The sequence below is a fragment of the Cobetia sp. UCD-24C genome, assembly GCF_001306765.1.
In the GTDB taxonomy this organism is placed as follows: Bacteria; Pseudomonadota; Gammaproteobacteria; order Pseudomonadales; family Halomonadaceae; genus Cobetia; species Cobetia amphilecti.
In genome coordinates this window covers 180,361-198,280 of sequence record NZ_LJTD01000005.1, presented here as the reverse complement: position 1 = coordinate 198,280, position 17,920 = coordinate 180,361, and the positions used below count along the sequence as shown (strand labels likewise).

14 protein-coding genes and 1 pseudogene are annotated in these 17,920 nt (G+C 61.3%); 9 read left to right on the top strand and 6 right to left on the bottom strand.

Annotated features, from left to right (window positions below):
- Positions 1 to 228 precede the first annotated feature (228 nt).
- The 3 genes from AOG28_RS09555 to AOG28_RS09545 all read left to right on the top strand — a co-directional run bounded on the left by AOG28_RS09555 (position 229) and on the right by AOG28_RS09545 (position 2,653).
- Complete coding sequence (locus AOG28_RS09555) at positions 229 to 1,338, top strand: AI-2E family transporter (protein WP_043334110.1); 1,110 nt, start codon at positions 229 to 231, stop codon at positions 1,336 to 1,338.
- A 40-nt stretch (positions 1,339 to 1,378) separates the two neighbouring features.
- On the top strand, positions 1,379 to 2,077 hold the full coding sequence (gene hda / locus AOG28_RS09550; RefSeq protein ID WP_043334111.1) for a DnaA regulatory inactivator Hda: 699 nt from the start codon (positions 1,379 to 1,381) through the stop codon (positions 2,075 to 2,077).
- 102 nt (positions 2,078 to 2,179) lie between these two features.
- Positions 2,180 to 2,653 carry a phosphate-starvation-inducible protein PsiE gene (locus AOG28_RS09545; protein WP_054556273.1) on the top strand — a complete coding sequence of 158 codons (474 nt, stop codon included), beginning with the start codon at positions 2,180 to 2,182 and terminating at the stop codon, positions 2,651 to 2,653.
- A 58-nt stretch (positions 2,654 to 2,711) separates the two neighbouring features.
- Here the strand turns inward: AOG28_RS09545 and AOG28_RS09540 are convergent.
- A pseudogene (locus AOG28_RS09540) lies at positions 2,712 to 3,119 on the bottom strand (secondary thiamine-phosphate synthase enzyme YjbQ); the annotation flags it as partial.
- Between the two features lie 230 nt (positions 3,120 to 3,349).
- Here AOG28_RS09540 and AOG28_RS18535 point away from each other — a divergent pair.
- Positions 3,350 to 4,519, top strand: coding sequence for a hypothetical protein (locus tag AOG28_RS18535; RefSeq protein ID WP_200906772.1), 1,170 nt, complete (start codon positions 3,350 to 3,352; stop codon positions 4,517 to 4,519).
- 107 nt (positions 4,520 to 4,626) lie between these two features.
- Here AOG28_RS18535 and AOG28_RS09530 read toward each other — a convergent pair whose 3' ends face one another.
- Complete coding sequence (locus tag AOG28_RS09530) at positions 4,627 to 5,535, bottom strand: LysR family transcriptional regulator (RefSeq protein ID WP_043334115.1); 909 nt, start codon at positions 5,533 to 5,535, stop codon at positions 4,627 to 4,629.
- 719 nt (positions 5,536 to 6,254) lie between these two features.
- On the opposite strand from AOG28_RS09530, the gene AOG28_RS09525 reads away from it, so the two are divergent.
- From AOG28_RS09525 to AOG28_RS09515, 3 genes are all read left to right on the top strand, one after another.
- A complete protein-coding gene (locus tag AOG28_RS09525) occupies positions 6,255 to 8,276 on the top strand; it encodes a TonB-dependent receptor domain-containing protein (protein WP_054556272.1) in 2,022 nt (673 codons plus the stop codon).
- A gap of 427 nt (positions 8,277 to 8,703) precedes the next feature.
- The gene (locus AOG28_RS09520; protein WP_054556271.1) at positions 8,704 to 9,165 is read left to right on the top strand and encodes a flavodoxin domain-containing protein; all 462 of its coding nucleotides are present in this window, start codon (positions 8,704 to 8,706) and stop codon (positions 9,163 to 9,165) included.
- Positions 9,166 to 9,234: 69 nt separating this feature from the next.
- On the top strand, positions 9,235 to 9,651 hold the full coding sequence (locus AOG28_RS09515; RefSeq protein WP_054556270.1) for a hypothetical protein: 417 nt from the start codon (positions 9,235 to 9,237) through the stop codon (positions 9,649 to 9,651).
- A 168-nt stretch (positions 9,652 to 9,819) separates the two neighbouring features.
- On the opposite strand, the gene ppnN is transcribed toward AOG28_RS09515, so the two are convergent.
- Both ppnN and AOG28_RS09505 read right to left on the bottom strand, forming a co-directional pair.
- Positions 9,820 to 11,232: a nucleotide 5'-monophosphate nucleosidase PpnN gene (gene ppnN, locus AOG28_RS09510; RefSeq protein ID WP_277876238.1), complete on the bottom strand. Its 1,413-nt coding sequence runs from the start codon at positions 11,230 to 11,232 to the stop codon at positions 9,820 to 9,822.
- Between the two features lie 16 nt (positions 11,233 to 11,248).
- The gene (locus tag AOG28_RS09505) at positions 11,249 to 11,548 is read right to left on the bottom strand and encodes a hypothetical protein (RefSeq protein WP_043334118.1); all 300 of its coding nucleotides are present in this window, start codon (positions 11,546 to 11,548) and stop codon (positions 11,249 to 11,251) included.
- A gap of 307 nt (positions 11,549 to 11,855) precedes the next feature.
- Between AOG28_RS09505 and AOG28_RS09500 the strand changes: the two genes are divergently transcribed.
- Positions 11,856 to 12,797, top strand: coding sequence for a LysR family transcriptional regulator (locus AOG28_RS09500; RefSeq protein WP_043334148.1), 942 nt, complete (start codon positions 11,856 to 11,858; stop codon positions 12,795 to 12,797).
- Between the two features lie 324 nt (positions 12,798 to 13,121).
- The gene (locus tag AOG28_RS09495; protein WP_235507007.1) at positions 13,122 to 14,846 is read left to right on the top strand and encodes an acetyl-CoA hydrolase/transferase family protein; all 1,725 of its coding nucleotides are present in this window, start codon (positions 13,122 to 13,124) and stop codon (positions 14,844 to 14,846) included.
- A gap of 72 nt (positions 14,847 to 14,918) precedes the next feature.
- On the opposite strand, the gene AOG28_RS09490 is transcribed toward AOG28_RS09495, so the two are convergent.
- Positions 14,919 to 15,248 (bottom strand): YkgJ family cysteine cluster protein, encoded by a 330-nt coding sequence (locus tag AOG28_RS09490; protein WP_054556269.1) that lies wholly within the window; start codon positions 15,246 to 15,248, stop codon positions 14,919 to 14,921.
- A 79-nt stretch (positions 15,249 to 15,327) separates the two neighbouring features.
- The gene (locus tag AOG28_RS09485; RefSeq protein ID WP_054556268.1) at positions 15,328 to 17,832 is read right to left on the bottom strand and encodes a YjbH domain-containing protein; all 2,505 of its coding nucleotides are present in this window, start codon (positions 17,830 to 17,832) and stop codon (positions 15,328 to 15,330) included.
- Positions 17,833 to 17,920: the final 88 nt, after the last annotated feature.

The window sequence follows — 17,920 nt, the reverse complement described above, 5'->3', positions numbered from 1 at the left end:
GCGGCTGACACTGTGCCGATTCACAAAACCGCATCAAAATGTGAAAAGGCCGCCACGCCAGTCATGGCAGGCCTTGTCGCACCTTGGGTGGCGCCGGGGGAGGCAATGTCAGACGCGTGAGCGGCGCGTGTCTTGTGGGTGACTCGGCGACAGGCAACAATGGGTGATGCGTGCGCCGTCGGCAGTCAGCCGTCACGAGTGCCCCACGGCTTGTCTCAAGGAGTGAAGATGCAGCGTAAATGGTGGTTGCTGGCCGCAGGCGTGGCCTTCCTCGGCCTGTTGGTGATGCTCGAACCGATTCTGATGCCGTTCTTCATCGGCATGATTCTCGCCTATCTGGGCGACCCGCTGGCCGACTGGCTGGAAGACAAGGGCCTGTCGCGCCATCTGGCGGTCACGCTGGTGTTCAGCGTGCTCTCGGTGGTGCTGTTGATCGCGCTGCTGGTGCTGGTGCCGCTCCTCGGGCGTCAGCTGGCGCAGTTGATCAGCTTCATGCCGGTAGTCTTCAACTGGATACGCGAGACGGTGCTGCCGGAAATCCAGTCATTCACCGGGCTGGATTTCAGCGCCGACTTCGATCAGGTCCGCTCGCTGTTGCTGGGCAACTGGAAAGAGACCGGCACCTTCGCCGCCGCACTTCTGGGCACCGTCTCCAAGTCCGGGCTGGCGATGGCAATCTGGCTGGGCAATCTGGCGCTGATTCCCGTCGTCACCTTCTATCTGCTGCTCGACTGGGACCGCATGAAGGAGAAGCTGCAGGGCCTGCTGCCGCGCCATATGGAGCCCACCGCCACGCGTCTGGCGCATGACTGTGATGAGGTGCTGGGCGCCTTCCTGCGCGGGCAGTTGCTGGTGATGCTGAGTCTGGGCATCGTCTACGCCATTGGCCTGGCAATCATCGGGCTCAAGTTCGCGCTGTTGATCGGCCTGGTGGCGGGGCTTGCCAGTATCGTGCCGTATCTGGGCGTCATCGTCGGTATCCTGATCGCGGCCACGGTGGCCTTCTTCCAGTTCGGCGAGTGGTGGGCACTGCTGGCGGTCGGCGGGGTCTTCGCGCTCGGTCAGCTGCTGGAAGGTGTGGTGTTGCAGCCGCTGCTGCTGGGCGACAAGATCGGCCTGCATCCGGTCGCGGTCATCTTCGCGGTGATGGCGGGCGGCCAGCTGTTCGGCTTTACCGGCATTCTATTGGCCCTGCCGGTGGCGGCCGTGATCATGGTGCTCTTGCGTTATCTGCATGATCGCTATAAAAACAGTACTTTATATGACCAACAGCGTGATTCTCGCCCCGCGGTGGCTGCCGATCAGCCAGCACCGCCGGCGGCAGAGGATACCCAGTGATCGAGAGACGAGATCACGGCAACAACAATCAGCATGATGGATGGCAATGACTCAGGGACAGATGGCACTCGGCGTCGGGGTACGTGACGCCGCGACCTTCGACAACTACCACTTCACCTCGACCTCGCTGGCGGAGGCCCTCAAGGGGCAGCTTGCCGACGGCGGGGAGCCCTTCGTCTATCTGTGGGGCGGCGAGCAGAGTGGACGTAGCCACCTGTTGCAGGCGGCCTGTCATCTGGCGGGCGAGCAGGGCAAGCGTGCCTTCTATCTGCCGCTCAATGAGCTGGGTCACTTCCCGCCGCACATGCTCGAAGGGCTGGATGAGATGGACCTGGTCGCCATCGATGACCTGGATGTGGTGATCGGTCGTCAGCGCTGGGAAGAGGCGCTGTTCCACCTCTACAACCGCCTGCGCGATGGTGGGCGGCATCTGCTGGTCAGCGCCAGCTGCGCACCGCGTCTGCTGCCCGTCATCCTGCCGGATCTCGCCTCGCGGCTCTCCTGGGGCGTCACCTTCCACCTCTCGGGGCTGGATGACGCCCAGCGCCTCGAAGCGCTCAAATTGCGTGCACGTGACCACGGCCTTGCACTGCCCGACGAAGTCGCCCGCTACATCCTGCATCGCGGGCCGCGCAGCCTGCCGGGACTGTTCGCGGCGATGAGTGAACTCGACAACGCCTCGCTCTCCGCCCAGCGCAAGCTGACCATTCCCTTCGTCAAGCAGACGCTCGGCTGGTAGGGCAGCGCCTGCGCGGGCCCGCTGGCCCAAACTTGCCTTCATCACAACCGCGGCACCGATATTGCAGTCTCTTTCCATCATCTCTGTCTGAGGACACGCGGCATGAACAGGTTAGACAAGCATCGGGAGCGCATGCACAAGCAAGCCAACTCGATCGGCAACTTCCTGGTCGAAGGCTTTCACTATCTCGGCCTGTTCGCCATCGGCGGCGCGATTGCGATCGCCTCGGTATCGGCCTTCTTCGAGATGTTCGCCAAGGGCTCAGCCAGCGTCGATGACATCCTGCTGCTGTTCATCTATCTCGAGCTCGGCGCGATGGTCGGTATCTACTTCAAGACCAACCACCTGCCGATCCGCTTTCTGCTCTACATCGCCATCACCGCGCTGACGCGCTACCTCATTGGCGATGTCTCCCACCACAAGGCCCCCGATATCGGCCTGCTCTACCTCTGCGGCGGCATCTTCTTCCTCGCCCTCTCGGTACTCGCCGTGCGCTTCGCCTCCTACAAATACCCCTCCAGCCGCGCCATGGACCCGATGGGCGGTACGGTAGGGGACGAGGACTCGACGCGATAACCCCGTGTTTCAGTAGCACCGGAAGACCAAAAAGGCCGCGATCAATCGCGGCCTTTTTTCATTCTCCACTCAGCGTCAGACACAACCTGCGGCTGCCGCCGTGGTCGCGGTGTTCGCCAAGCCAGATGCCTTGCCAGGTGCCGAGGGCGAGGCGATTGACGCCGCGACGGGCTTCGACGGGTAGCGTGAGCTGAGTGCCAAGCAGGCTGGCGAGCACGTGGGCGGGCATGTCGTCATCGCCTTCCAGTGTGTGGCGGAAGTAGGGCAGGTTGCCGGGCACCAGACGGCGCAGGAAGGCGTCCATGTCGTGACGCACGTCGGGATCGGCGTTCTCGTTGAGGGTCAGCGAGGCGGAGGTGTGCAGCAGCTGCACATGCAGCAGGCCGACACTGACCTGCGGCATTTCGGCCAGTGCCTGCTCCACCTCGTCACTGATGAGGTGAAAACCGCGCTTGTGAGCGGAGAGTGTGAGAGTGTCGCGTTACATCATTAGTATTCATTTACTCTTGTTGACTAGATATTTTCAATATATTGTGTATGTTTGATATGATAATTTGTATAAAATTTAGTTTCAAGCTGGGCACAAGGTTTCAGCATGTAGTTTTAAATGTTTTCTTGTTAGTTTTGCGTTTTATATTCTACAGGAGCACGTTTTGTGTTTTGATTTTCCTGTATTTACTTGTCATGTGATTGAGTATGGAGGCTGCCTTGATTGAAAAGATAGGGCATATTAAAAATCCGCTTACAGTTATTTCAATGTTTGCAGCCATATCAGAGATTAGCGGCGCATCCGTGTTACCGTTTATTACTCCAGAAAACCAAAGTATTTATATTTGGTTTCTTATGCTATTTCCTGTTTTTTTGGTTGGCTTGTTTTTTTGGACACTGAATAAAAATGGCAAGGTTTTATATGCGCCATCTGATTATAAAGATGAAAGTAATTATTTTAGGTCTTTTGAACAAGTAACTCTCGGAGAGCAGGAAATTAGACTTCGTGAAACAGCTGAAGAAATTTATAATATAGAGCAGGCCGAGCAGGCCGAGCAGGCCGAGCAGGCCGAGCAGGCCGAGCAGGCCGAGCAGGCCGAGCAGGCCGAGCAGACCGAGCAGACCGAGCAGACCGAGCAGACCGAGCAGACCGAGCAGACCGAGCAGGCCGAGCAGACCGAGCAGGCAAAGCAGGCAAAGCAGGCAAAGCAGGCAAAGCAGGCAAAGCAGGCAAAGCAATATTTACAAACAAGTGCTACAGCTACAAAAATCAAAGAAGTTAATAGTTACAAAGAAAATGCATATAACAATTCTATTGACGGCGTTCTCAATAATCCTGAGCGAAACATCTTCGCTAGTAACGTTCTTAACAAAAAAGGATCAAGCTATTTTCACTCTGAGAGTGGGCTGAAAAAACTAAAATCTCAATGTGCATCGGGCGAAGATATAAATTTTTTTAATCATCTTATGAGTGCTGGTGATATTTCTTTTATAAAGAAAAAAGTGGTCGCTCAGCTGTCTAAAAAGCTAAGTGTTGATTTTAAGTACAGTGTTAAGTATTCATTTTCTCCAAATGATGCTATTTACTTAGATGCAGTTGGTTCTAATGGTAATACAATACATATTGTCGAGGTTGTTATTCAAAGTTTTGTTAAAATTAGGCCCGGTATATTAGAAAGCAAGCTGGACAATTTGACTAGGTTAGCGGAAATGATGAAGCAGAATGATGAGGGTAATGTAATTATACATATGGTTGTCGTTATGGGGGATACTGTGTATAAGAATGGAAAAATATTTAAGTATTTCAATGACTTAACTAGCTCTTATGAGGTTAATATCAAATCATATTTTCATAAGATTAGTGATTTTGTTCTATGATTTTTATTTTTCCAAAAAAGGCCAGCCCCTGAGGGCTGGCCTTTTTGCTGCGTGCCGCGCTGATTCATGTCACCGCGAGGGTGAGAGCCAACATTGCAAAGCTTGAATCAGCCGGCAGTGGTGGCGGCTTCGCTGACGGTGCGGCGGGCGGCCTTGGCGGTGACGCGTTCCGGCTCTGACTTGCCGATTTCACGGGCGAGCCAGTCGGCGAGCATGCGCACACGGGTTGGGATCGGGCCACGCGGCAGCAGCATGCCGATCTCGACCGGCGGGATCTCGCTGCATTCCAGACGCTTGAAGGACTGGCCGTTGCGCTCGCTGAGGGTGTTGACCCAGTCAGTCGGCAGCACGGCGCGAATCAGGCCATCGGCCACGTAGTCGGTGAGGACTTCGAGGTCATCTGACTGGATGTGATTCGGGCGCGGGTCTTCCGGGTGACGCGAGAGGGAGGTGCCGGACACCAACGGTTCCAGCTCGCCCCACGGCAGTTCTTCCGGGTTCTCGACGTGAGAGGCCGCGTAGGCCGCCTGATGCCAGTGGGTCAGCGGGCGGAAGACGTGGGTGCTGCCGGCCAGATGCGGGAAGCCGATCACCAGGTGCGGCTGGTTCTCGAGAATCTCGCGACCGTTGTGCCACAGCTTCAGCTTGATATCGACGCCTTCGTGCTCCGACAGGAAGCTGGTCAGCGCGTGACCCAGGAAGTGACGACCCAGCGACGGCGTGGCGTGGATACGGATGGTACCGGTGAGGTCTGACTGGCGGTCTTCGATGGCGCGGTGCGCTTCATCATCGAGATTGGCCATCGAGCGTGCGTAACGGTAAAGGGTCTCGCCGGCTTCTGACAGGCGAATGCCACGATGACCACGCTCGACCAGGCGAGTGCCGAAACGGCCCTCAAGGGCGTCGAGGCGACGGCTGACGGTGGACTTGGGCAGGCGCAGACGTTCTGCTGCGCGGGACAGGCTGCCGAGGTCTGCGACCATCAGGAAGGTGTTGTAGGCGTCGATATCGCTCATCGAATAGGTCCGGTTGTTCAGAGGGTTGGGGTGTGCCGTCAGGGAAACACCCACCTTGTACGGGCCAAACGGGCCCGTTGCAGCGCCAGTCGCTGCACAACGGATTGCCTGTCGATGACCGTGCCCCTCAGGCCGCAGGGGGATGCCCCCGGGCAAAGACGCGCTCATCGATCAACAACCGTCACTGCCAGCCGAGCACCTCAGCGCGCGGCGACAGGTCTTGCATCTGCTGCAGATATCCTCAGGGCCGAGGCCATGACAGGGCACTGCCTTGGCGTGACAGCAAGCGCCCTTAATCTGAGCACGCTAACTATATCACTCTGCTCGTAGTGTTGCATCTAAAGTCGCATGCATTGCGCAAATCCGATCTCCGCAGGACGAAACTCTGCCGTGAAGCGAGAAATTTGCGTGGGCCAGGCACTTGTCGAGGCATGTCGGCTAAGACGTCAGTGGCTGGCGATGGTTCCGTATCTGATGACAGACAGGTGATAAAAAAGTGAAATTGGTGGCTGCACGGGTGAAAAAGTGTGCAAATCGGGCCGTTTTTGGCAGTTGAGGCACAATCTGGCGCTGTGAGTGATGAGAAATGACGCGGCCTGATTGCAGAAGTTGCAGAGCGGCGTTGCAGGAAGTGTTGATGACGCAAATGTGCAAACGCGTGCATTATCTCGTTCGCAAAGAGAATCATTATTATTATTAATCTTGGGAACCCTCCGCTCATGACCGATCGCCTCTCTCCGTGCGTGGCAGCCAGCGCTTCCCGCGGCACTGCTTTCACTCCGCGTCCGCTGGTGGCAGCCATTGCGCTGCTGTGTGCCAGTACTGCCAATGCAGAGACGCTGCAGATGGACACGCTGCAGATCGAGGACGATCGCCTCAACGCGACCGCGGTCATCGATAGCGAAGAGATCGCACTGCATCAGGCGCATGATCTCAAGGATGTGTTCCGTGATACGCCGTCCGTCACCGTCGGCGGCACCACCGCCTCATCCGAGATGATCTACGTGCGCGGCCTGGAAGACACCAACCTCAACATCAGCGTCGATGGTGCCAGCCAGAACGGCTACCTGTTCCACCACAGCTCCAGCTTCAACATCGAGCCGGAACTGCTCAAGCGCGCCGAAGTCCAGGCCGGACCGGGCGCCGCCGACAATGGCCCCAACGCCCTGGGCGGCAGCATCAAGTTCGTCACCAAGGATGCCCAGGACCTGCTCGAGCCGGGTGAGACCTTCGGCGGCATGGTCAAGGGCAGCACCGAGTCCGCGGCAGATGCCGTCAAGGGCACGCTGTCCGTCTACGGTGAAGTCGCGCCGAACGCGGGTCTGCTGTTCTCGACCAGCGCACGCAACAGCGATGACTACCGCACCGGCGGCGGTGATGAAGAGGAAGGTACCGGCGGCCATCAGCGCAGCTACTTCGGCAAGTTCAGCCTGCTCGACCAGGGCGCGCACAGCCTGCGCATCAGTGCCGAGCACAACGAGGACAGCGGCATCTACTGCACGCGTCCCAACATGGAATGTCAGCCGTTCAACAACGTGAAGGTCGACACCGAGCTGAGCCGCGACACCTACACCGCCAACTATGACTACAAGCCGGGCTCGCGTCTGGTGGACGTGCACACCAACGTCTTCCACACCAAGACCGAGCTGGATCGCACCACTGTCTCCACCGGCGCTGAGCTGAACGCCGATGTCGAGAGCTACGGCGGTGACCTGAACAACACCTTCCGTTTCGGCCCCGAGGACATGAACAACCGTCTGACGCTGGGTAGCGATTACGTCTACGACGAATCCAGCACCGGCAGCTTCGACGAGAAGGCCCGCAACCTCGCGCTCTACGCCCAGCACCGCATGACGCTCGGCACGGTGGACCTGTCCTTCGGCGCGCGTGTCGATGACTACAAGACCGAATACGCCAATGGCGAGACGCTGGATGACACCGATGTCAGCCCGAACGCGAGCCTCAACTGGCGTGTCGGCGGCGGTGTCGAGCTGTTCACCGGCTACTCCACGGCAGTGCGCGGCAACAAGGGCCGTGAAGCCATCCTGGCCGACGATGGCGTCGGTGTCGGCGAGACGCTGACCGTCGAGCCGGGTCTCGAGGCCGAGACCTCGCGCAGCACCGAAGTCGGCGCGCGCTGGAAGGGCAATGACCTCCTCACCCAGCGTGACCGCGCTGGCCTGGAAGTCACCTACTTCGATACCCACTTCGACAACTACATCACCGATGAGACCGTCGGCAGCGAAACCACCATCTACAACATGGAAGGCATCGTCACCAGCAAGGGTGTCGAGGCGCGTGCCACCTACGGCATCGGCGGCTGGGACATGACGCTGGGCTACCTGACCATGGACCTGGAAGACAACCAGGGCGAGACCGTGGTCGACGACATGGGCCTGGGCAACCAGACCGGTGATCGCTGGAGCCTGGACAACCGCTACACCTTCGTTGACCCGCAGATGACGATCGGCTGGACCGTGACCGCCTACGAGCGCCTCACCGACCTGCCGGATGATCAGAGCGAGCGCGCCGGTTACGCCACGCACGATGTCTACGCCAGCTGGGTGCCGCGTGACATGCAGGACCTGACCCTGACGGCCGGTATCTACAACCTGTTCGACAAGGAATATACCGACCAGAACACCTACTTCCTGGAACCCAACAGCGCACGCGGCATCACGACGGGCGCCATCACCAGCCCGGGGCGTGACGTGCGTCTGTCAGTGGCGTATCGCTTCTGATCAGAAGGCTCTGAACCCGCAAGTTCGCACCTGACAGGGTGTCATCGCCAGCGATCGTGATCCAGGCTCGCAACGCAGGATGCTTCACTGGCAAGACCCTCGCAGCGCCATCGTGTTCTTCACGGTGGCGCTGTTTCGTTTGCGGGGTGCTCAGAAGGGGGCTGCCAGTTCCTGTTGCCTGCTGCCTGCGTCCCGCAGGCGCGCTGTGCTACCGATTCATCGCACCAGGCCCGCCTGCTGCCTGCGTCTCGCAGGCGCGCTGTGCTAGCGATTCATCAGACCAGGCCCGCCTGCTGACTGCTGCCTGCGTCTCGCAGGCGCGCTGTGCTACCATCGCGACCAAATGTCGGAGAGCGTCTGCGCGACTCTTCGCACTGCACTCACGTTCCCGCCACTGGCGGGTGATCGTTCGAATAAGGAAGGATGCATGGCGCTTCTGAAGATTTTTGTCGGCACGATGTATGGCGGTTCACTGGATGTGGCCGAGCAGGTTCAGCCGTTGTTCGAGCAGGCCGGCTACACGGTCGAGGTGCTCGACCAGCCGACACTGGCTGACCTGACTGACGCGCGCCCTGATCTGGCGCTGTTCGTCATCTCCACTACCGGCAGTGGCGATGTGCCGGGCAATCTGACCGGCTTCCTCAATGCGCTGTCTGCCGAGTCCCCGGCGCTGGATTGGCTGCGTTATGGGCTGATCGCCCTGGGCGACAGCTCCTACGGCGAGACCTACTGTGGCGCGGGGCGTCATCTGGATGAGCGTCTGGCCGACCTGGGCGCCACGCGTCACGGCGAGCGCCTCGAGATCGACGCCATGGAAACCTTCATGGCCGACGACGCGGCGCTGCCGTGGGTCGAGAGCTGGATTCCGACCCTGCCGGCCACGGCCTGATCCTGCGGCGGTGGGCTGGCCCGCCGCCTGCTTCTTCTGTTGTCCGTTCTTTCATCGAGACTGCTTCACATGCCGAAACTGAATCCTGATCATCCGCGTGCCCGCAACCTGACGCCGCAGCGCGTCTCCGTGCTGGCGGGTCTGGCGGTGGTAATGGTCGCCAATATTCCGCGTTTCCTGATGAGTGGCGAGAATACGCGTCTGATGCTGATCGTCGGCTTTGCCGTCGCCGTCAGCGCGCTGGGCATCTATATCTATCGCCAGCTGTCAGACACCGCCAAGGCCAAGGTGCCGACGATGATGCGTCGTCTGCTGGTCTGGCTGGTGGTGGGACTGGCGGCGATGGCAGCGTTCAACTTTGCCGCGCCGATGCTCAACCGCCCTCAGGAAGGTGCGCTTGAGGTGCTGGTTGATGGCCTGACGCTGGGTCTGCTGGCGCATGTGATCAGCATGTGGATGCAGCGCCGCCGTGGTGAGGAAGGCTGAGCCTCGATTCTTGCGACTCATGAGATGCTGTCAGCAAGATCTTCCCGATAAACAAGAACGCCCCGATCAGCGATGATCGGGGCGTTCTTGTGATGGCGCTCATGTGATGGCGTTCTTGTGATGACTTGTGAGGTGACGACACGCCTCAGCGTGCCATCACCGGGCCACTTACTTGCACAGGGTGTAGCAGGGCACGTAATCGCTCCCCGGCAGCTTCATGCGGCCCTGGGCGACGAAGGAGGTGAGCAGGGCGTCGAGACGCTCCATCAGCTCGGCTTCGGCGGTCAGGCGGAAGGGGCCGTCGCGCTCGATCTCCTCGATGCCTTCCTTCTTGACGTTGCCGGCGACGATGCCCGAGAAGGCACGACGCAGGTTGGCCGCCAGTTCGTGCACCGGCTGGTTGCGGTGCAGCGCCAGGCCCGACATGTTGGCGTGGGTCGGCGCGAAGGGCTGCTGGAAGTGCGGGGCGATATGCAGGCGCCAGTTGTAGTAGAAGGCATCCTGATGCTGGCGACGGAATTCCGCCACCTCGTCGATGCCACCGCGCATGGTGCGTGCCACCTCGACCGGATTGTCGATGATGATGGTGTAGCGCGAGCGCGCTTCCTCGCCCAGGGTGTAGGCGATGAACTCGTCGATCTGCTTGAAGTACTCGGCGCTGGACGCCGGGCCGGTGAAGATGACCGGGAACGGCAGCTCGCTGTTTTCCGGGTGCAGCAGAATGCCGAGCAGATAGAGAATCTCTTCGGCGGTGCCCACGCCGCCCGGGAAGACGATGATGCCATGTGCGGTGCGCACGAAGGCTTCAAGGCGCTTCTCGATGTCCGGCATGATGATCAGTTCATTGACGATCGGGTTGGGCGATTCGGCGGCGATGATGCCCGGCTCCGAGATGCCCAGATAGCGACCCTCCGTGCGACGCTGCTTGGCGTGCGCGACGTTGGCGCCCTTCATCGGGCCCTTCATGGCGCCCGGGCCACACCCGGTGCAGATATCGAGGTCACGCAGGCCGAGGTGGTAACCCACGTCCTTGGTGTACTCGTATTCCTCGCGGTTGATGGAGTGCCCGCCCCAGCAGGTGACCAGACTCGGCTCACGCGAGGACTTCAGCGCCCCGGCGTTGCGCAGGATATGGAACACCGCGTTGGTGGTGCCTTCGGTGGTCGTGAGATCGAAACGCGGGGTGTTCTGGATCTCGTTGGCCACATAGACGATGTCACGCAACACGCTGGAGAGATGCTCGCGAATGCCGCGGATCATCTTGCCGTCGACGAAGGCATCGCCGGGCGCATTGTCGAGCTTGAGGCGAATGCCGCGGTCCTGCTGCAGCACCTCGATCTCGAAATTCTTGTGTGCGTTGAGCACCGCGACGCTGTCATCGGTCTGGCTGCCGCAGTTGAGCACGGCCAGCGCACAGCGGCGCAGGATGTCGTGCAAGCCGTTGGAGGAGGTATCGCGCAGGCGATTGACCTCATCCTGGGAGAGCACTTCCAGGCTGCCTTCCGGCGAGATGATGGTCGAGACCAGCATGGAGCTGGCATCACGTGAATAGGTCGTCGCTTCGCTGGTGACAGAATTCATGACTGTCTTCCTTGTGTCAGGCGCCCACGGTGGTCTGGGCGCGTTTCCGGGCTTCTGCCCAGAGTTCAGCAATGCGCTCGCGGTCGTCCACGCTCATGCTGTCCTGGGCAAAGGCGTGCTGCATCCACTCTTCAAAGGTGGCGTCAAAGTCTTCCGCGACCACATCCTCGGGATCGTAATCGGCGTTTTCCAGCACCAGTTCCACCTGAGGAATCATGTACCCCAGCGGGAACAGGTCATTTTCGGCACAGTCGCTTTCCATGGCGAGCAGCGCCTTGTGAATGGCTTCGCCGCGTGCAGCCAGAGCATCAGACATCTAAAGCATCTCGTGTTTCGGGCCAGTCCGAAGATTGGCCAGGACAGGGGTAAAGCGCCGGGCCCTGGTGCGTCGCCGTGGCGTTGAACACGACAGACGCAGCCAAGGTGGCAGCTGGCATTGTCCATGATGCTAACACGCGAGAGTGGCGGGGCGCAGCGCTGCGCATGGCGGCCAGCTCTGGTAGAATCATGTGCTTTGCGGGTCGGTGGCACCTGTGCAGACATGGCAGTTGCGTCATGCAGGTCGTCGCCGGCAACACGATGCGCCGAGTCGCGTCCCCCGTTCGTGAGTGGTCAGTGCCTTCATGTTCAACGCCCAGTATTTTCGTACCTTCATCACACTGGTGGAGACCGGCAGCTTTACCCATACCGCGCGCAAGCTGGAGATGACCCAGCCCGGCGTCAGCCAGCATATTCGCAAGCTGGAGCAGTATCTGGGCCGCTCGCTGCTCAATCGCCAGGGACGCAAGTTCTCGCTGACCGCAGCGGGGCGTCGCTGCTATGACTACTCCATCAAGCTGTTCGCCGAGCACACCCAGTTCATGCACTCGCTGGATGATGACTCCCCGGACAGCGGCGAATGTCGCGTGGCCAGCCCCTCAAGCGTCGGGCTGATGTTCTATCCGTTCACGCTGGGCTATCAGCAGCAGCATCCGGGGCTGACGGTCAGCTACAGCTTCGCCTTCAATTCCGAGATCGTGCAGGACGTGCTGGCGGGTCGCTTCGACCTGGGCATCGTCACCGAGCCGGTCAAGCATCCGGACCTGAATTTCGAGCTGTGGCATCAGGAACCGCTGTGCCTGGTGGTGCCCGCCGATTTCGCCGGCAACAGCCTCAACGAGCTGATGGCGCTGGGCTTCATGAATTACGCCGATGGCGTCAACAATGCCAGTGCCTTGTTGCGTGAGAACTTCGCCGGTGAATTCCGTTCCATGAGCCACTTCCCGCAGCAGGGCTTCACCAACGACATCGGCATGGTGCTGGACGCCGTGGCGCGTGGTCTGGGCTTCACCGTCGTCTCGCGCACGGTGCTTGAGACCTCGCCGTGGCAGCGTCAGGTGCGCGAGATGCCGCTGACTGAAGCCGTCTACGAAAACCTCTACATCGTCACGCGTGACAATGCCGAGGTGCCGCGCCGCTACGAGCAGCTGCTGGGTGAATTCCGTCTGCAGCGTCGCAACACGCTCTACGGCTACGCTGATGCGCCGGAAAGTTTCGACAACATGGACTTCGACAGCATGGTGTAACGCCTCGCGTCATCATCTGCGCCTCCCGAAAGCCCGCTCTTCATGAGCGGGCTTTTTCGTGTCTCGCCGTCGCCATCTGCGCCGCGTGTGGCGTCGCCCTTTGTGCACCACCTGGTTCCAGCCGCTGCCGCCGCCTTGCGACAAAGGCCTGATGCGGGGGCGGCGTACTGCGTGGGATGCTGAAAGCCAGCGCCTGGTGATTACAGACCTAGTTATTACAGGTCTGGCTATTTCAGGCTTGGCTATGCTTGGCTCAGTCAGCGTCTTGCCAGCGCCTTGTTTGCTCATTCCGTGGTGTCTTGCCCATCAGGAGGTTCTGCCGTCGTGTCTTCATCCGGTTCTCGCTCCAGTGTCACGCCTCATGCCCAGGCGGTCTCCGCAGCCTCCACAGCTTCCGAGGCATCAGCCGCGCCTGCCGCATCAGCTGCATCAAGCGAGGTCTTCTCGTTGCTGGCGCGCATGGAGGTCGGCGAGCTCACCCCGGAGCAGCACGCCGAGGTCGCACGTCGCTGTCGTTGGCCTGGCTGGCAGTCGCGCCAGATGAGCGCCAGTCAGGCCGCCGAATTGATTCTCGATGGCATGACGGTGGGCATGAGTGGCTTCACGCGGGCGGGGGAGGCCAAGGCTCTGCCGCTGGCGCTGGTCGAGAAGGCGCGCCGCGAGCCGTTCTCCATCACGCTGATGACCGGCGCCTCGCTGGGCAATGACCTCGACGGCCAGATGGCGGATGCCCACATGCTGGCGCGGCGCATGCCGTTTCAGGTCGACCCGGTGCTGCGCCGCGCCATCAATGCCGGCGAAGTGATGTTCATGGACCAGCACCTGTCAGAGACGGTGGAGCTGTTGCGCAATCACCAGCTGAGCGACATGAATGTCGCGGTGATCGAGGCCAGCGCCATCACCGCCGATGGCGGCATCGTGCCGACCACCTCGGTGGGCAACTCGGCCAGCTATGCGATTCTCGCCGACAAGGTGATCATCGAGCTCAATCTCGAGTCGCCGGCGGCGCTTGAAGGGCTGCACGACATCTACATCCCGCAGATGCGCCCCAGCCGGCAGCCGATTCCGGTGGTCGCGCCGGATTCGCGCATCGGCACGCCGTATATCCCGATGGATCCCGCCAGAATCGCCGCCATCGTGCTGACGCGCGGCAGTGACAGTCCCTCGACCTGCACACCGCCGGATGACGGCACCCAGCGCATGGCGGGCCATCTGGTCGAACTGCTCAAGCAGGAAGTCGCGCTGGGGCGTCTGACACCGGCACTGCTGCCGCTGCAGGCGGGCATCGGCAGCATGGCCAACGCGGTGATGAGTGGCTTGAAGGAAGGGCCCTTCGAGCACATGACCATGTACTCGGAGGTGCTGCAGGATTCCACCTTCGATCTGCTGGATGCCGGCAAGCTCGATTTCGCCTCCGGCTCCTCCATCACGGTCACCGAGGAGCGTGGCCGCACGCTGTGGAAGGACCTCGAGCGCTATCGTGACCGCCTGATCCTGCGCCCGCAGGAACTGTCCAATCATCCGGGCATCGTGCGGCGCCTTGGGGTGATCGCGGTCAATACGGCGCTGGAATTCGACATCTACGGCAACGTCAATTCCACCCACGTCTGCGGTACGCGGATGATGAATGGCATCGGCGGTTCCGGCGATTTCGCGCGCAATGCCCAGCTGTCGGTGTTCATCACCAAGTCACTGGCCAAGGGCGGTGATATCTCGAGCGTGGTGCCGTTCGCAAGCCACGTGGACCACACCGAGCACGATGTCGATATCCTGGTCACCGAGCATGGGCTGGCGGATCTGCGCGGCCTGGCACCGCGCGAGCGGGCGGTGCAGGTGATCGAGAACTGCTCGGACCCGAGCTATCGCCCTGCGCTGCGCGCCTACTTCGAGGAGGCGTGCCAGCGTGGCGGCCATACGCCACATTGTCTGGAGCAGGCGCTGAGCTGGCATCGCGAGGTAGAGGTGAAAGGGCATATGCGCACCATGCGCACGGCACCTGAGCCAAGTCTTGAAGAGGCGGCCCCGTCGCTGCCGGGTGCCACTGCCTGATCGCACGCCAGGCAGGGCGCTCTCAGGCAGGGTGTTTGGGAGAAACAACCAGGACGAGCGCTGGCAGGCGGCCTACTGATCGAGGCCGTTTTCCAGGCGCTCGTCTTCGCATTCGGGGCTACCCATCTCGTAATCGCGGCACAGCTGCGGGCGCCGGTCGTAGATGGTGCACATCAGCGTCTCGCGGTCGACGGCGGCACACCAGCCATCGTCGAGGCGGCGCATGACTTCGCCGCCCCATTCATCCTCGTCGATCAGGTAGTCCGGCACGCCGGTATCGGTGAGCAGGATGACCTCAAGCCGGCAGCAGCAGGCCTGGCAGTTGCTGCAGGCGATCTCGTGATTGGCGGGTGTCGCAGCGCCGGCAGTGGCCGGCGAGACGTCGGTAATCGGAATATTCATCGGGTCAGGGTCAGCCACAGTGAGTCAGGCGCCAACATCGGCACGCTTCAGCCGGCAGTGAAACACACTCACGCACGGATTACTTGTAGACCTTGTCGATGCCTTCCCAGTAAGTCTCGGGATCACGATCGCGCGTCATGTCATACAACTGATAGCGGCGGTTGAGGCGTGCGCCACCATCACGGGTCAGCGGTGCCCAGGCAAAGCCGGTGCTGCCCTTGCTGGAGGTGGTGAAGAAGGCATCCAGCGGGATGCTGACGTAGAGCCCCTTGTCGAAGCTACCCTCGCCGTAGTCATCGCCGGCATCGGTCAGAGTCGCCCAGGCGCCGATGCTGACCCCGTTGGAGAAGCTGCGCGACAGGTCCAGCGTCGCGCCGACATCACCGGCCAGATAGCGCCCCACCGAGCCCTTGACCAGCACATCGTACCAGCCGGACTGCCAGTAGGCGGTGGCGTGACCGGTGGTGACCGAGTAGTCACGCAGGCCGAACTGCTGGTCGAACTCGCGCTGGCGGACGCGGTTGATGTCCAGCCCCAGTGCCAGCGAGCTGTTCATCGGGCGATAGAGCAGCTCGGCACCGACCCCGGCATACATCATCTCGAGAATGCCGCCGTAGGCCTGGGCGTACCAGTCGCGCCCGAACTGGTGGGTGCGGTTGTACTGCAGGCTGGTGATGCCCAGGTCGGTTTCCTTGATGTATTCCCCGACGTAGGTACGTACGCGCGGCAGCTCGGAATCGGCGATGTACTCGTAGCTGTCGAAGTTGTCGGCGAGCTGATAGGTCGCCACGCCGGTGAACCAGCCATTGCGGTCGGTACGCCACAGGGCGTCCAGCTGCAGGTTGAGCTGATAGAGGTAGCCATCGGGGCCGCCGAAGTTCTGCTTGAGGCTCGGCGAGAAGCCCCAGCTGAAGCCGAACGGCTCGCGCGCCAGCTTGACGCCATCCCCTGACGCCTGGCGTGCCGCATCATCGGCGCTATTGGGCGAGGTGGCACGGGGCGAGGCGGCATGGGCGGTGATGGAGTGCTCGTATTCGGCGCCGAAGCGACGGTCATTGGCGGCGGCCACGAAGGGCTGGCGCGGATGCTCATCTTCGCGCAGCGCCAGACCATTGCTGCTCAGGCGATAGCGGAAGGTGGTGATCTCGGCGGGCAGGCGGTTGTGCAGCACGCGGTTGGCACGGCCTTCGGCCTGCAGGTCATCGCGGAAGCGCGTCGCCTCGGCCTCGACGATCAGGGTGTCGCCCTCGACCCGCAGCTGTGACACCTCAAGTCCGCTCTGGGCACGCAGGGTATCGGCCAGCGCGTCCCAGTCGACGTCGGCAAGGCGCGGAAGATCTTCTGCCTGCGGGCCGTCAGTCGCGCCCGGCTCGAGCGGGGAGTCCGCGGGTGCGCCGCCGAACGAGTCGAGTGTCAGCAGACGGCCTTGTTGTTCAGTGGAGGGCTCTTTATGCGCCGAGGGCTCCTTACCCGCTGACGGCTCTTCATACGCTGATGGCTCTATATGGGCTGAGGGCACTGCCGCCACGCCTGCCGGTTGGGTAGCGCTGGCAGTGTAGGCGGAGGGCGCCGTGCCCGAGGAGGCGTTCGCATTGAGCGAGCGCACGCGGAAGGCCTCGGGTGTCTGGTCGTTGCGATATCGGCTGTGGGTGCTGGGGGCGACCGCTTCCGGCGTGCCGTCGTCCTTGGCCTGGGCGAGCCCGGCAAGGTTGGTCGACAGCGACAGCCCCAGCATGGCGGTGTTGCCTCGCTCCCAGCCGCCATGCAGCGACAGGTTGTCATTGACCTTGACGGTCGCGCCCAGATTGACCGGCGAGTCCTGCTCGATCTCCACCGTCAGTGGCTCGTCGGAGTAGTCGTTGCCTTCGTATTCCAGCATCAGGGTCAGCGGGTCCCAGGGCGTCTGGTATTCGATGCCGCCGAAGACGGCCGGGCTGCCGCTGAACATGCTGCCGAGCTGGAAGTCGCCGCCGTCATCGCTGGTCGAGTCGCTGCGCGTCTCGAGGCTGCTTCTCACCACTGCCAGCGGATTGCTGAAGTCGCCGCGCGTGCCCAGATAGCCCCAGCCGAGGCCCAGACTGAAGTCGAGGTCGCCGTAGCGCTTGCTGGCGACCAGATACTCTGAGCTGAACAGGCCCGTACCGCCGAGATCTCGCAGGCCCACCGCGACTTCGGGCTGATAGCGGCCTTCCTGCAGGAGGCGGAACTTGGTGTCGAAGGATTTATCCAGGTAGTCGCGGTCCGGGGCGGCCGCGCCATAGCTGACGGTTTCCACCGAGACATAGCGAAAGCCCAGTTCCATCCAGTCGAAGGGCGCCGCGTTGACGCTGAAGCGCTTGTAGGGCTGGGTGCGGCTGTAGGTGAAGCTCAATTCGCCCTGGGGCGCAAAACGCGCCGTGGGCGTCTGCATCAGGCCCACGCCACCGAAGTCACTCTGGGATTCGCCGGTCGCCGCATGGGCGATCTGCGCGCCCAGCAATCCGCCCGCCATGCCGAGTGCCAGCCAGCCATTGCGTGCCAGGGCAGGGCGCTGCTCGGGGCTTGAGTGCGTAACGTGATTGGCAGGGCGAAAAGGACTCGACATGGGCGTCTCGCATGCACGCAAGCCAGCGGCTCACGTACGTGAATAAGGGATTGGGTTCGCGGTCAGGTGCAGTGCGTGCGCCGGGGCA

Coding starts and splice junctions, on each gene's coding strand:
- ppnN (WP_277876238.1), bottom strand. CDS start 11,232: ATGAATTCTGTCACCAGCGAAGCGACGACCTATTCACGTGATGCCAGC.
- AOG28_RS09490 (WP_054556269.1), bottom strand. CDS start 15,248: ATGAATATTCCGATTACCGACGTCTCGCCGGCCACTGCCGGCGCTGCG.
- AOG28_RS09515 (WP_054556270.1), top strand. CDS start 9,235: ATGCCGAAACTGAATCCTGATCATCCGCGTGCCCGCAACCTGACGCCG.
- AOG28_RS09530 (WP_043334115.1), bottom strand. CDS start 5,535: ATGAGCGATATCGACGCCTACAACACCTTCCTGATGGTCGCAGACCTC.
- AOG28_RS09505 (WP_043334118.1), bottom strand. CDS start 11,548: ATGTCTGATGCTCTGGCTGCACGCGGCGAAGCCATTCACAAGGCGCTG.
- AOG28_RS09545 (WP_054556273.1), top strand. CDS start 2,180: ATGAACAGGTTAGACAAGCATCGGGAGCGCATGCACAAGCAAGCCAAC.
- AOG28_RS09485 (WP_054556268.1), bottom strand. CDS start 17,832: ATGTCGAGTCCTTTTCGCCCTGCCAATCACGTTACGCACTCAAGCCCC.
- AOG28_RS18535 (WP_200906772.1), top strand. CDS start 3,350: ATGGAGGCTGCCTTGATTGAAAAGATAGGGCATATTAAAAATCCGCTT.
- AOG28_RS09525 (WP_054556272.1), top strand. CDS start 6,255: ATGACCGATCGCCTCTCTCCGTGCGTGGCAGCCAGCGCTTCCCGCGGC.
- AOG28_RS09555 (WP_043334110.1), top strand. CDS start 229: ATGCAGCGTAAATGGTGGTTGCTGGCCGCAGGCGTGGCCTTCCTCGGC.
- AOG28_RS09500 (WP_043334148.1), top strand. CDS start 11,856: ATGTTCAACGCCCAGTATTTTCGTACCTTCATCACACTGGTGGAGACC.
- hda (WP_043334111.1), top strand. CDS start 1,379: ATGGCAATGACTCAGGGACAGATGGCACTCGGCGTCGGGGTACGTGAC.
- AOG28_RS09520 (WP_054556271.1), top strand. CDS start 8,704: ATGGCGCTTCTGAAGATTTTTGTCGGCACGATGTATGGCGGTTCACTG.